General features: G+C 61.1%; 9 protein-coding genes. 1 reads left to right on the top strand and 8 read right to left on the bottom strand.

Annotation, left to right across the window (positions count from 1 at the left end; all coding sequences use genetic code 11):
- The first annotated feature begins 1 nt into the window (after position 1).
- The gene (locus tag AB8B31_RS18385) at positions 2 to 400 is read left to right on the top strand and encodes a VOC family protein (protein WP_028733969.1); all 399 of its coding nucleotides are present in this window, start codon (positions 2 to 4) and stop codon (positions 398 to 400) included.
- 15 nt (positions 401 to 415) lie between these two features.
- On the opposite strand, the gene AB8B31_RS18380 is transcribed toward AB8B31_RS18385, so the two are convergent.
- From AB8B31_RS18380 to AB8B31_RS18345, 8 genes are all read right to left on the bottom strand, one after another.
- Positions 416 to 904, bottom strand: coding sequence for a MaoC family dehydratase (locus tag AB8B31_RS18380; protein ID WP_018446055.1), 489 nt, complete (start codon positions 902 to 904; stop codon positions 416 to 418).
- Between the two features lie 90 nt (positions 905 to 994).
- On the bottom strand, positions 995 to 2,974 hold the full coding sequence (gene glgX, locus AB8B31_RS18375; protein ID WP_115157155.1) for a glycogen debranching protein GlgX: 1,980 nt from the start codon (positions 2,972 to 2,974) through the stop codon (positions 995 to 997).
- A 12-nt stretch (positions 2,975 to 2,986) separates the two neighbouring features.
- On the bottom strand, positions 2,987 to 4,618 hold the full coding sequence (locus AB8B31_RS18370) for an alpha-D-glucose phosphate-specific phosphoglucomutase (RefSeq protein ID WP_065278073.1): 1,632 nt from the start codon (positions 4,616 to 4,618) through the stop codon (positions 2,987 to 2,989).
- A gap of 6 nt (positions 4,619 to 4,624) precedes the next feature.
- Complete coding sequence (gene glgA / locus AB8B31_RS18365; RefSeq protein ID WP_018517635.1) at positions 4,625 to 6,067, bottom strand: glycogen synthase GlgA; 1,443 nt, start codon at positions 6,065 to 6,067, stop codon at positions 4,625 to 4,627.
- A gap of 3 nt (positions 6,068 to 6,070) precedes the next feature.
- The gene (gene glgC / locus AB8B31_RS18360; RefSeq protein ID WP_018243568.1) at positions 6,071 to 7,333 is read right to left on the bottom strand and encodes a glucose-1-phosphate adenylyltransferase; all 1,263 of its coding nucleotides are present in this window, start codon (positions 7,331 to 7,333) and stop codon (positions 6,071 to 6,073) included.
- A gap of 19 nt (positions 7,334 to 7,352) precedes the next feature.
- Positions 7,353 to 9,560 (bottom strand): 1,4-alpha-glucan branching protein GlgB, encoded by a 2,208-nt coding sequence (gene glgB / locus AB8B31_RS18355; RefSeq protein WP_018243567.1) that lies wholly within the window; start codon positions 9,558 to 9,560, stop codon positions 7,353 to 7,355.
- Positions 9,557 to 12,019: a glycogen/starch/alpha-glucan phosphorylase gene (locus AB8B31_RS18350; protein WP_018243566.1), complete on the bottom strand. Its 2,463-nt coding sequence runs from the start codon at positions 12,017 to 12,019 to the stop codon at positions 9,557 to 9,559. The genes glgB and AB8B31_RS18350 overlap by 4 nt, the downstream gene beginning before the upstream one ends.
- Before the next feature lie 277 nt (positions 12,020 to 12,296).
- Positions 12,297 to 13,523, bottom strand: a complete 1,227-nt coding sequence (locus tag AB8B31_RS18345; RefSeq protein ID WP_018243565.1) for a TadE/TadG family type IV pilus assembly protein — start codon at positions 13,521 to 13,523, stop codon at positions 12,297 to 12,299.
- Positions 13,524 to 13,545 lie beyond the last annotated feature (22 nt).

The raw sequence follows: 13,545 nt of genomic DNA, 5'->3' as shown, positions 1-13,545 counted from the left end.
AATGCTGCACCATGCCTCGCTCGGCGTTTCCGATATCGAGCGGTCGGCGGCATTTTACGATGCTGCCCTTGCCGCGCTCGGTTATATCAGGGTCTGGGACGATATCAGGCCGGGGCAAACAGGGCAGGCAATCGGCTACGGCCTTCCCGGCGGCGGGGACAAACTGGCGATCAAGCATCGTCCGGACGGCCAGCGTGCGCCTGGCCCGGGTTTTCATCTGGCGTTTGCCGCGCCGAGCCGCCAGGCAGTCGATCAGTTTTATGCGGTGGCAATCGCGCAAGGCGGCAGTGACAATGGCCGTCCCGGCCTGCGGCCCCATTACGGTGAGCACTATTATGCGGCGTTCGTCATGGATCCCGACGGACACGCGCTCGAAGCCGTGTTCAATTCGGCCGAGTAACAAAAGCAGTTTTGCTCAAACGTCGTCGGGACGGTCCTTCGGGTCGAATTGGATGATGGTGATCCACTTTGCTGTCAGCGCCGGCTTCTTCTCGTTTTCGATCTCGATCGTGACGTCATAGGTGGTCATCAGCATGCCGGCGCCGCGGAAGCGGGCTTCGGCGAGCAGGAAGCGGCCGCGGACGCGGGCGCCGCTTTTCACCGGCGTCATGAAGCGGACGCGGTCGAAGCCGTAATTGATGCCGAGGGTCTGCTCGCGCACTTTCGGCAGACAGTTGTAGTTCATCGTCGACAGCAGAGACAGTGTCAGGAAGCCATGGGCGATGGTTCCTCCGAAGGGACTCTCGGCCGCCGCTCGCTCAGGATCGACGTGGATGAACTGATGGTCGTCAGTCGCCGACGCGAAGGCGTCGATCATCGTCTGGTCGACGGTGACCCAATCCGAAAGGCCCGTTTCCATGCCGATCAATCCCCGCACGTCGGAGAGTGAAATTTCCGTGACCATTAATTCCTCGTGAAACAAGCCGCTGCGGCAAAGCCTTATCGTGCATTTGTGACGATTGCGACAAGGATTTGGGTGAGGGAGGGGAGGCGGTCAATTTTCTACGAAAAAGGCGACGGAGCGTGGCTCGACGGTTACGGGGCCAGTAGTTTTCTTTGCTCCATCCGACGTCAACTGGCGCCAGCCCGGTTCGCCCGTAGAGGGAAGCGTGAAAAATTGGCGGTTCCCCGAGCGGTTGAAAAGCACGCCAAGCCGGGTCTGCCTGCCGCGCGCGGAGCGGTCGCCGGTCGATAGTAACATTCCGAGGGTGGAAAGCGACGGCGTCTTCCATTCGGCAACGGTCATCGGCTCGCCGGAAAGCGAAATCCATTCGACATCGCCATTTCCCGCCAGGAAGCCCATTTCGGAAAAGACGGTGAAGCGGCGACGCAACCCTGCAACGAAGGCAGTATGGGCGATGAGACCCTCGTCCAACGCCTTCCAGTCCAGCCAGGTGATCTCGTTGTCCTGGCAATAGGCGTTGTTGTTGCCGTGCTGACTGCGGCCGCCCTCATCGCCCGCCGTCAGCATGATGCTGCCGCGGGTGGCAAAGAGCGTTGATATCAGCGCCATCACATCGTCCTGGCGACGCTTGCGGATCGTCGGGTAGACGGTTTCTCCCTCGACGCCGTTGTTCCAGGAGTGGTTCTCATTATGGCCGTCACGATTGTGTTCGCCGTTGGCGTCGTTGTGCTTTCCGGCATAGGAGACGAGATCGATCAGCGTGAAGCCGTCATGGGCGGCGAGGAAATTGACGCTGCGCGTTTCCTTGCCGTCGTTGCGGGAGAAGATGTCGGAGGAGCCGGCGAGGGCGGTTGCCAGCGAGCCGGTCTTCCAATCGTCTCCGCGCCAGTAGCAGCGCAGGTCGTCGCGAACCCGGTCGTTCCATTCAAGGAAGGGCAACGGGAAATTGCCGAGCTGGTAACCGCCCGGGCCGATATCCCAGGGTTCGGCGATCATGATCCGGTCGGCCAGCACATCGTCGGCCAGGATCGCGGCAAGTGTTCCGCCGTCGCGCTCGAAGCCTGTCGCGGTGCGTCCGAGCACTGGGGCGAGATCGAAGCGAAAACCGTCGATGCCGGCGTTGAGCACAAAGTGGCGCAGACTGTCGATGACGAGGCGGCGGACCTTAGGATGATCGCAGGCGAGCGTGTTGCCGGTGCCCGTGTCATTGACGAGTTCGCCCGGCCAATTCTGGGCGTGGCGATAATAGTGCAGGTTGTCGAGTCCGCGCAGCGACAGCGTCGCGCCGTAGCGGTCGCTCTCGCCGGTATGGTTGAAGACGAGGTCGAGGATGACGGCGATGCCTTCGGCATGGAGAGCCGCGACCGTCTCGCGCAATTCCGTCATGCCGCCGGGGACGAGCCGCGGATCGAGCGCCATGAAGGCAACGGGATTGTAGCCCCAACCGTTGGTAAGGCCGAGCGGCGGCAGGTGGCGTTCATCGATCCAGGCGGTTATCGGCATCAGTTCGACGGCATCGACCCCGATCCGCTTCAGATGCGCGACGACGGAGGGATGGGCAAGCGCTGCGACCGTGCCGCGCTGGGCCTCCGGCACGTCGGGATGGAGAATGGTGAAGGGCCGCACCGCCACCTCATAGATAAAGCCGCCCGGTTTGAAGAGCGGCTTGCTGATCGCGGCTGGGGTATCGGTGGTGACGATCGCCTTCGGCATCAGATCCTGGCTGTCCTCGCCATAGATGCCGAGGCGGGGATCATAGCGGAACGGCCTATCGATCTCCTTGGCGTAGGGATCGATCAGCAGTTTGGAAGGATCGTACCAGAGGCCGTTGTCGGGCGCGTAGATACCGTCGGCGCGATAGCCGTAGCGCGCGCCCGCCTTCAGTCCGTCGACAAACAGATGATGGATGTGGTCGCTGTCGCGCGCCATCGGCAGGCGCGCGAATTCCCTGTTGCCGTCATCCTCGAAGAGGCAGAGTTCGATCTGTGCGGCATGATGCGACCACACGGCAAATTCGACGCCGGTCTCGAAGACGATCGCGCCGGCTTGCGCCGAACTGCTTCCCCGCATGTTCCCCCCGGATCAGGTGATCACGGTTGGCGCGTCGCGTCCCGTGCGTTCCTGAATGCTGGCAATGCTTTCGGCGGCCGCGATCAGATCGGCGAGCGCTTCCTGCGTTTCGATGTTGTGGCGAGTCGAATCCGGCTCGTAGCGCTCGATATAGACGCGCAAGGTTGCGCCAGACGTGCCGGTGCCGGACAGGCGGAAGACGACGCGGGAGCCGCCTTCGAAGAGCACGCGGATACCTTGATGCTCGCTCACCGATTTGTCGATCGGATCGTGGTAGGCGAAGTCGTCGGCCTTCTCGACCTTCAGGTTGCCGAAGCTCTTGCCGGGCAGGGTGGAAAGCTGGCTGCGCAGATTGTCCACCAGGCCGTTTGCGGCATCGGTGTCGAGGCCTTCGTAGTCGTGGCGTGAATAATAATTGCGGCCGTAGGTCTGCCAGTGCTGGGTGACGATATCGGCGACGCTCTCGCCACGCACGGCAAGAATGTTCAGCCATAGCAGCACGGCCCAGAGGCCATCCTTTTCGCGGACGTGACTGGAGCCGGTGCCGGAGCTTTCCTCACCACAGATCGTCGCCATGCCGGCGTCGAGCAGGTTGCCGAAGAACTTCCAGCCGGTCGGCGTTTCATACATGCCGATGCCGCGCTTTTCGGCGACACGGTCGGCCGCGCCTGATGTCGGCATCGAGCGGGCGATGCCGGCAAGGCCGCCCGAATAGCCGGGGGCGAGATTGGCATTGGCGGCAAGGATCGCCAGGCTGTCGGAAGGGGTGACAAAGATGCCGCGGCCGATGATGAGGTTGCGGTCGCCGTCGCCGTCGGAAGCGGCGCCAAAATCGGGCGCGTCATCGCCCATCATCTCATCGAAGAGTTCCTTGCAGTGAACCGGGTTCGGATCGGGATGATGGCCGCCGAAATCCGGCAGCGGCATGAAGTTGCGCACCGAGCCCGAGGGAGCGCCGAGACGATTTTCGAAGATTTCCTTGGCATAGGGACCGGTGACGGCGCTCATCCCGTCGAAGGCAATGCGGAAGCCGAGGCTGATCAGATTGCGGATGGCGCCGAAATCGAACAGCTCTTCCATCAGCGCAGCATAGTCCTCGACCGGGTCGATGACTGAGAGGATCGTGCCGCCTGGAAGCTCGTCCTTGCCGATGCGGTCGAGATTGACGTCTGCGAAATCAGCAATCTTGTAGCTGTCGATCGTCTTGGAGCGCGCATAGATCGCGTCGGTGATCTTTTCCGGCGCCGGGCCGCCATTGTTGATGTTGTATTTGATGCCGAAGTCTTCGGTCGGCCCGCCGGGATTGTGGCTGGCGGAGAGGATGATGCCGCCGAAAGCCTTGTATTTGCGGATGATGTGGGAAGCGGCCGGCGTCGACAGGATGCCGCCCTTGCCGACCATGACCTTGCCGAAGCCATTGGCCGCGGCCATCTTGACCGCCTTCTGGATGACCTCGCGATTGTAGTAGCGTCCGTCGCCGCCGATGACGAGGCACTTGCCCTGATAGCCTTCCAGCGAATCGAAGATCGACTGGATGAAGTTCTCCGCATAGTTCGACTGCTGGAAGACCGGAACCTTCTTGCGCAGGCCCGACGTGCCGGGTTTCTGGTCCAGATAGGGCGTGGTGGGGACGGACTTGATCATTTTAGTTCACATGCCTTTCGAGACGAGGCTTGAATAGAGGGCAGCGTAGCGTTCGGCGCTCTTCTCCCAGGAGACATCCGATTTCATGCCCTGCTTTTGCAATTGGGTCCAGAGTTTTCGGTCCTGATAAAAATGCATCGCACGGCGGATTGCCTGTAGCATGCCTGTTTCGGTTACGGGCGCAAATTGTATGCCGGTTGCGACTTTCGCCGCAAGTGCGGCGTGATTGGCGTCGATCACCGTGTCATTCAAACCGCCGGTGCGGGCGACGATCGGCACGCAGCCGTAACGCAGGCCGTAAAGCTGGGTCAGGCCGCAGGGTTCGAAGCGCGAGGGGATGATGATCGCATCGCAGCCGGCCTGCATCAGGTGCGACATCGGCTCGTTATAGCCGATCGAGACGCCGATGCGGCCGGGATGGCGGCTGGCGGAGGCGAGCAGCGCGCCTTCAAGTGCAGCTTCGCCGGAGCCGAGCACGACGAGCTTGCCGCCCATGGCGACGATCTCATCGGCGACATTGGCGACGATATCCATGCCCTTCTGCCAGGTGAGACGGCTGATGACACAGAAGATCGGGGCGTCGTCATTGTCGAGGCCGAAGAATTCGGCGATCGAGCGACGGTTCTCCTCGCGGTTCTTCAGCGTCGTCGGGCCGTAATGGGTGTGGACGACAGGATCGGTCGCCGGGTTCCAGATATCGGTGTCGATGCCGTTGACGATGCCATGCAGATCGTCGATGCGGCTGGCGATGACGCCCTCCAGCCCCATGCCGAATTCCGACGTCAGAATCTCATCGGCATAGGTCGGGCTGACCGTCGTGATCGCATGCGCAGTCTTGAGGCCGCCTTTGAGGAAGCCGACAGTACCGTAATATTCGATGCTTTCGGTGGCGAAGGCATGGGCAGGCAGGCGCAGGCCGGGAAAGATCTCGGAACCGAACTGGCCCTGGAAGGCGATGTTGTGGATGGTCAGTACGCTCGGAAGTTCCAGCGTCGGATAATAGCGCATATAGACCGACGTCAGCGCCGCCTGCCAGTCGTGGGTGTGGACGAGATCCGGCCGCCAGCCGGGCAGCAGGCCGGCGGCGATCTCGGAGGCAGCGAGCGACAGGGCGGCGAACCGACGCCAGTTATCGGGATAGTCCTTGCCGAGCGGATCGAGATAGGGCCCGCCGGGCCTGTCGTAATAGGCCGGCGCATCGAGGACGAGCAGGTCGAGGCCCTCGTGCTGGACCTCGAGCACGGTCGCCCGCTCACCGAGCAGGTCGGGGAATTCGAGCCTGACGACCGGGTCGCGAATAACCTTCATGACGGCGGGATAGCCGGGTAGAAGGGTCTTGGTCTCGACCCCGAAGGCTTTCAGAGCAATCGGCAGGGCGCCGGACACATCGGCCAGACCCCCTGTCTTGATCAAAGGGAAGACTTCGGACGAAACCGAAAGAACTTTCATAAGTTAGATATCCAGCTTGTCGATCATCGGTTGGGTGATCAGGCAGATGCCGCTTTCCGTCCGCCGGAAGCGCTTGGCATCGAGCTCGGGATCCTCGCCGACGACCAGACCTTCCGGAATGACGACGCCATGGTCGATCACCACATTCTTGAGCTGCGCGCGCCGCCCGATCTTCACGTTCGGCAGGATGACCGCCCCTTCCATCTTGGAGAAGGAGTTGGCCCTGACACCCGTGAAGAGCAGGCTGTTGTTCAGCATGGCGCCCGAGATGATGCAATCGCCTGACACAACGGAGGAGGTGGCCGAGCCGCGGCGATCCTCGTCGTCATGGACGAATTTCGCCGGCGGGGTGATCTCGGCATAGGTCCAGATCGGCCAGGACTTGTCGTAGATATCAAGCTCCGGAACGATCGCCGTCAGGTCGATATTGGCTTGCCAATAGGCGTCGATCGTGCCGACGTCGCGCCAGTAGGGTTCGTGCTCGAAATCCGAACGGACGCAGGACTTGGCGAAGCGGTGAGCGACCGCCTTACCGTTGTTGACGATATAGGGGATAATGTCCTTGCCGAAGTCGCGGCTCGAGGTCGGGTCGGCGGCGTCGCGGCGTAGCGCATCGAGCAGGAACTTGGTGTGGAAGACGTAGATGCCCATCGAGGCGAGAGCGAAATCCGGCTTGTCGGGAATGGGCGGTGGATCGGCCGGTTTCTCGACGAAGGCGATGATCTCGTCCTTGTCGTTGACATGCATGACGCCGAAGCCGACCGCTTCCATGCGCGGCACTTCCAGGCAGCCGATCGTGACGTCGGCGCCGGAATCGACGTGCTGCTGCAGCATCCATTCGTAGTCCATCTTGTAGACGTGGTCGCCCGCAAGAATGACCATGTATTCGACGCCGTAATCCTGGATGATGTCGATGTTCTGATAGACGGCGTCGGCCGTGCCCTCATACCATTGCGTCTCGGAGACGCGCTGGCTGGCGGGCAGGATATCGAAGCTCTCGTTACGCTCAGGGCGGAAGAAGTTCCAGCCGCGCTGCATGTGACGGATCAGCGAGTGCGCCTTGTATTGCGTCGCGACGCCAATGCGGCGGATGCCGGAATTCAGGGCGTTCGACAAGGCGAAATCGATGATGCGGGCCTTGCCGCCAAAATAGACGGCCGGCTTGGCACGCCGGTCGGTGAGTTCCTTGAGACGGCTTCCCCTACCGCCCGCCAGGACATAAGCCATTGCATCGCGGGCAAGTGGCTGAACGCGTTTTTCTACCATTTTCTCCTCCCACCAGTCACTAATTTTCAGGTTCAAGCATGATTGTCGCCAAGGGCGGCAAGGTAATCGAGCAGGTGATCTTGCCGCCGGCATCGACGGCCTGCACGCGCCCGCCGTTGCCCTTGCCGCTACCGCCGTAAATGTCGGCATCGGTGTTCAGGATTTCCCGCCAGCGGCCTGCGGACGGCAGGCGGATCGAGTAGTTCTCGCGGTAGACAGGGGTGAAATTGGTGATGACGGCGACCGGCTTCTGGCCCGGCGCCTTGCGCAGCCAGGCAAAGACGGAATTCTGGTGGTCGTCGGCGACCAGCCATTCGAAACCTTCGCCCTCGCAGTCACGCTCATGCAGTGCCGGCTTGCTGCGATAGGTGAAATTGAGGTCGCGCACCAGACGCCGCATGCCCTCGTGCATGCGATACTGAAGCAGGTTCCAGTCGAGCGACTTCTCCTCGCTCCACTCGCTCCACTGGGCGAATTCCTGGCCCATGAACAACAGCTTCTTGCCGGGATAGCCCCACATATAAGCGTAGTAGGCGCGCAGATTGGCGAATTTCTGCCAGTCGTCGCCCGGCATTTTGGCGATCAGCGAGCCTTTTCCGTGAACAACCTCGTCATGCGAGAGCGGCAAGACGAAATTTTCCGAATAGGCGTAGAGCAAGCCGAAGGTGAGCTCGTTGTGGTGGTGCCCGCGGTAGATCGGATCGCGGCTCATGTAGCTCAGCGTATCGTGCATGAAGCCCATGTTCCACTTGAAGCCGAAGCCGAGGCCGCCTTCATGGACGGGCTGCGAGACCTTCGGCCAGGAGGTCGATTCCTCGGCGATGGTCATGACGTTGGAATGATTGCCGTAGAGGCGGATGTTGAGATCCTGCAGAAAACGGACCGCTTCGAGGTTCTCGTTGCCGCCATATTCGTTCGGGATCCATTCGCCGTGCTTGCGGGAATAATCAAGGTAGAGCATCGAGGCGACGGCATCGACACGCAGACCATCGAGATGGAATTTTTCGGCCCAGTAGAGCGCGTTATTGACGAGATAGGAAACAACCTCGGTGCGGCCGAAATTGTAGATCGCCGTGCTCCAGTCCGGGTGGAAGCCCTTGCGCGGGTCTTCGTGCTCGTAGAGTGCGGTGCCGTCGAACCAGCCGAGGCCATGCTCGTCGGTCGGAAAATGCGCCGGCACCCAGTCGAGGATGACGCCGATGCCGACCTTGTGGCAGCCATTGACGAAACGGGCGAAACCTTCCGGCTCGCCGAAACGCGCGGTCGGCGCGTAGAGGCCGGTCGTCTGGTAACCCCAGGAGGGGTCGTAGGGGTACTCGGTGATCGGCAGGAATTCGATATGGGTGAAGCCCATGTCGGCGCAATAAGGGATGAGGCTGGAGGCGAGCTCGTCCCAGGACAGCATCGTGCCGTCCTGCCGGCGTTGCCAGGAGGCGGCATGCACCTCGTAGATCGAGATCGGCTGGCGGCGCTTGTCGGTCTCGCGCCAGTGCTTCAGATGGGCCTCGTCTTCCCAATCCTGCACCAGTTCGGCGGCGGCGATGGAGGCGGTCTTCGGTCGCAGCTCGCTGCGCCGCGCGAAGGGATCGGCCTTCAGCGGCAGCAATACGCCGTCCTGGCCGCGGATCTCGAACTTGTAGGCGACGCCGATCGGTACGTCAGGGGCAAAGATTTCCCAGATGCCGCTATCGGAGCGGAAGCGCATCACGTGGCGACGGCCGTCCCAATTGTTGAAATCGCCAACGACGGAAACGCGCTGTGCGTTCGGCGCCCAGACGGCGAAATGGATGCCCTGGGCGCCGTCATGCTTGATGAGATGGGCGCCCATCTTGTCGAACAGCCGCAGATGCGAGCCCTCGCGGGCGAAATAATCGTCCATCGGTCCGAGCACCGGACCGAAACTATAGGGATCGGTGACTGCCCATTCGGCATCGCCGCGCCGGGCGCGGTAACGCACCGGCTGGAGCTTCGTGAGGGAAACCGGGCCGGCAAAGACGCCTTCGGCATGGAGCTGTTTCAGCTCGCCGATGACGCTGCCGTCGAGCGTCATGGCGGTCACCTCCTCCGCGCCCGGGATGAAACACCGGGCGACGAAGGCGTCACCGGCCTGGTGCACACCCAGGACGGCAAAGGGATTGGAATGCGAGCCGGCAAGGATCGCCGTGATTTCATCTGCCGAAATTTCCCAGGAAAGCTTTACTTCAGGGACGGTCTTCGGCGTTTTCATCCGGCTCTCCAGATTTCGTCTGCATATTGCCTGATGGTTCGGTCGGAAGAGAACCAGCCCATTCGCGCCGTATTGTTGATCGTCTTGGTGTACCAGGCGGACTGGTTGGTCCAGATCTGGTCGACTTCCCGCTGGGCCTGGGCATAGGCGTCGAAGTCGGCAGCGACCATGAACCAGTCATGCGAATAGATGCCGTCGATCAGCGCCGTGTAGCGATTGCGGTCATCGGGCGAGAAGACGCCGGAACCGATAGCGGCAAGCGCCTGGGCGAGTTCGCGCGATCCCTCGATGATGGCGCGGGGATTGTGGCCATCACTGCGGACTTTCGACACCTCGTCGGCCTTGAGGCCGAAGATGACGATGTTGTCCTCGCCGACATTGTCGCGCATCTCGACATTGGCGCCATCGAGCGTGCCGATTGTCAGCGCGCCGTTCAGGCCAAACTTCATGTTGCCCGTGCCGGACGCTTCCATGCCGGCGGTCGAGATCTGCTCCGAGAGGTCAGCGGCCGGAACCATGACTTCGGCGAGCGAGACATTGTAGTTCGGCACGAAGACGATTTTCAGCAGGCCGCGTACCGACGGATCGTTGTTGATCGTGCGGGAGACGTCGTTGATCAGCTTGATGATGAGCTTGGCATTGTAATAACTCGGCGCCGCCTTGCCGGCGAAGAGTTTCACGCGTGGCACCCAGTCAAGCTCGGGATGCGAGCGGATCTGGTCATAGAGCGCGACGGCCTCGATGATGTTCAGCAGCTGGCGCTTATATTCGTGGATACGCTTGATCTGGATATCGAACATCGCCGACGGATCGAGCTTCACACCCATGCGGCTGGCGACGAGGTTGGAGAGTGCCACCTTGTTGGCGCGCTTTACCGCTGCGAACTTCTGCTGGAAAGCCGGATCGGAGGAATGCACGTCGAGCGCGCGTAGCTTCTCGGCATCATCGAGGAATTCGTCGCCGATCGCCTCGCGGATCAGGCCGGTGAGGCCGGGATTGCACTGCTGCAGCCAGCGGCGCGGCGTGATGCCGTTGGTCTTGTTGTTGATGCGGTCGGGATAGAGCTTGTGCAGGTCGGCGAAGACGGTGACCTTCATCAGGTCGGTGTGCAGGGCCGAGACGCCGTTGATCGAATGCGAGCCAACGAAAGCCAGGTTGCCCATGCGCACGCGGCGGTCGCCGCTTTCATCGATCAGCGAGATCGAGCGGATTTCCCCATCGGAGAAGTTCTTGCCCTTGCGGGCGTCGATCAGGATCTTGGCATTGATCGCATAGATGATCTGCATATGGCGCGGCAGCAGACGCTCGAACAGCGGCACCGCCCAGCTTTCCAGCGCTTCGGGCAGAAGCGTGTGGTTGGTGTAGGAGAAGGTATGGCGGGTGATTTCCCAGGCTTGATCGAAGTCCATGCCATGCACGTCACAGAGCAGGCGCACGAGTTCGGCAACCGAGACGGCGGGGTGGGTGTCGTTCAGCTGGATCGCCACCTTGTCCGGCAGCGAGGTGAAATCGTCATATTGCTGCAGATGGCGGCGCAGGATGTCCTGCAGCGAGGCCGACGAGAAGAAGAATTCCTGGCGCAGGCGCAGTTCCTGGCCGGCCGGGGTGGCGTCGGCAGGATAGAGAACCCGGGTCAGGCTTTCGGCCTTGTTGCTTTCGCGGAGCGCGCCGATGTGGTCGCCGGCGTTGAAGGCATCGAGCAGGATCGGATCGATCGGTTGCGCCGACCAGAGGCGCAGCGTGTTGACGCGCTTGCCGCGCCAGCCGACGGCAGGCGTGTCGAAGGCGGCGGCAATGACGCGCTCGGCCGGTTTCCAGACGTAGCGCGGCTGGTCGTCATGGGTGGTGATGAATTCGACGGCGCCGCCGAAGCCGATTTCATAGGAGCTTTCGCGGCGCTCGAATTCCCAGGGATTGCCATGGGCGAGCCAGTTTTCCGGCAGTTCCACCTGCCAGCCGTCGGCCAACTGCTGGCGGAAGAGGCCGTGAACATAGCGGATGCCATAGCCATAGGCCGGAACGTCGACCGTCGCCATGCTCTCCATGAAACAGGCAGCCAGACGGCCGAGGCCGCCGTTGCCGAGTGCGGCATCCGGCTCCAGGCCGGCAATGACGTTGACGTCGACGCCGAGCGAGGCGAGCGCATCGCGCACCTCCTCCATCAGGCCGAGGTTGGAAACGGCGTCGCGCATCAGGCGGCCGATCAGGAATTCAAGAGAAAGATAATAGACGCGCTTGGCGCCGGTTGCATAAACCTCGCGAGTGGATGCCATCCACCTGTCGATGATGCGGTCGCGCACCACCAGGATCGTCGCCGTCAGCCAGTCATGCGGCTTTGCCACCTTGGCATCCTTGCCGATGCGGTAGGTCAGACGTTCGATGATTTCTTCAGCGAGAATTTCCGGCCTTGAACTGCGAGGGGCGGGGGAGGGGATGATCGGCTTGGAAACAGTGTTCATCGTCAGGTCTCGCCAATTTTAATTTTGTTTCAGGATGTTATGCCTGATTCAATCAATTTGTCGCTTGCGCAGCCGACAGTTTATGCATCGTTACTAAGCACTTGCAACAAGGGATTTGGGCAAACGAAAAATTTGCGAAACCTTCATATTCACACGGGTTGAGGGGGTTGATTTCAATCGCTTTTCTCGATCTGATGGGCCGAACGAGGATAACGAAAAGCCGCTCCGGTTTGTTCCGCAGCGGCTTTTTTGTTCGGCTTTTCGCCGGGACCGATCGTCAGTTCGTCAGGCGCGTCAGCTGTGCGGAGGCCTTCGCTCCGATCGCCTCGAAGGCGGCCAGCAGGTCTTCCATCTTTTCCGCCTGGAAATAATGCGCGTCATCGGAAGCGCAATAGTGCAGCAGCGCCTGTCCGCCCGCGGGTGCCATGAAGGCGATCGTATAGATTTCGATGCCCTTGGACTTGGCGGCGTCGCATGTCTTCTTGGTCGCGGTGTCGTAGGAACGGCCGCCGCTGCTATCATTGTTATTGTCGCCGTCTGTCATAAAAACGATGTACTTCTTGGGCACTTGCCCGGTCTTCTGCTGGTGGGCGGCGTCTTCGGCGTCATTGCCCGCGGCGTTCTTGGCGGTGAGAGACGTGTAAGCCGTGTTCACTGCGCCGCTCGAATTCGTGCCACCTCCCGACTGAAGCGCGTTGACATAGCTCGTGACAGCGGTGGTTCCCCAAGCGAGCTTGCTCGCCGTGTACTCAACGAGATCGTAGGATACCGCGCCTGTGCGTACATATTCGGCATTGGGATCCGCGCTATTGAGCTGATCAAAAAGATTGCCGGCAGCGAGCTTCAGTGCTTCTATTTTTGTATAATAACGCGTACGCGTGCCGGTGCAGGTGTCGTAGATTGTCGTCTTACCGTTTTGGTTGAGGTGAGGGTTGCATTTATAGGTGTATGATTCCGTCATGACGGTGGCGGTCGGTTCTCCCATTGACCCCGATTTATCGAGTGCGAGGAACATAGAGATCGAGCCTTGGGTCTGTGAATGCCCGCCGACCGTCGTGCCAGAGGTCGAGAGATGCTGCGTCTTGAAGCCGACCGCCTGCATCAGCGGGTTGACCGTAAGGTCGTAACTCGGTGAAACCGTCACCTGATAGGATGTCGACTTGCCCGATGTCGTTGTCTGGACACTGACGCTCGTCGTGTCCTTGATATCGGTGCCGCTCTGCAGGTAGTTCGCCATTTGCCCGGCAACGAAATTCTGCGCAAAGGCCTCGGCCTGCGACGTTTGGATCGTGCCGTTCGCTAGCGCGGTAGCGGTTGCGAGCGCCGCCGAATCGGCGGCCTCCTGCAATTGCTGCTTCGAGAGCAGCATATCGCCCACCTGGATCGCCATGCCGGCCGCCCCAAAAAGGACGGGCAGCAGGATCGCCGTCATCATACCGAAATTACCGCCACGGTCGCCAAGCATGCGACGCAGGCAGGGAGTCTGTAGAAAGGAGGTGCTCATCATGTTCACCCAACTGGAGGCC

It is taken from the genome of Rhizobium sp. 62_C5_N11_2, from assembly GCF_051811185.1.
GTDB lineage: Bacteria > Pseudomonadota > Alphaproteobacteria > Rhizobiales > Rhizobiaceae > Rhizobium > Rhizobium leguminosarum.
This window is presented reverse-complemented; position numbering and strand designations above follow the sequence as displayed.

Bases quoted from the DNA above. Each gene is read 5' to 3' on its own strand.
- AB8B31_RS18385 (WP_028733969.1), top strand. From the start codon at position 2: ATGCTGCACCATGCCTCGCTCGGCGTTTCCGATATCGAGCGGTCGGCG.
- AB8B31_RS18380 (WP_018446055.1), bottom strand. From the start codon at position 904: ATGGTCACGGAAATTTCACTCTCCGACGTGCGGGGATTGATCGGCATG.
- glgX (WP_115157155.1), bottom strand. From the start codon at position 2,974: ATGCGGGGAAGCAGTTCGGCGCAAGCCGGCGCGATCGTCTTCGAGACC.
- AB8B31_RS18370 (WP_065278073.1), bottom strand. From the start codon at position 4,618: ATGATCAAGTCCGTCCCCACCACGCCCTATCTGGACCAGAAACCCGGC.
- glgA (WP_018517635.1), bottom strand. From the start codon at position 6,067: ATGAAAGTTCTTTCGGTTTCGTCCGAAGTCTTCCCTTTGATCAAGACA.
- glgC (WP_018243568.1), bottom strand. From the start codon at position 7,333: ATGGTAGAAAAACGCGTTCAGCCACTTGCCCGCGATGCAATGGCTTAT.
- glgB (WP_018243567.1), bottom strand. From the start codon at position 9,560: ATGAAAACGCCGAAGACCGTCCCTGAAGTAAAGCTTTCCTGGGAAATT.
- AB8B31_RS18350 (WP_018243566.1), bottom strand. From the start codon at position 12,019: ATGAACACTGTTTCCAAGCCGATCATCCCCTCCCCCGCCCCTCGCAGT.
- AB8B31_RS18345 (WP_018243565.1), bottom strand. From the start codon at position 13,523: ATGAGCACCTCCTTTCTACAGACTCCCTGCCTGCGTCGCATGCTTGGC.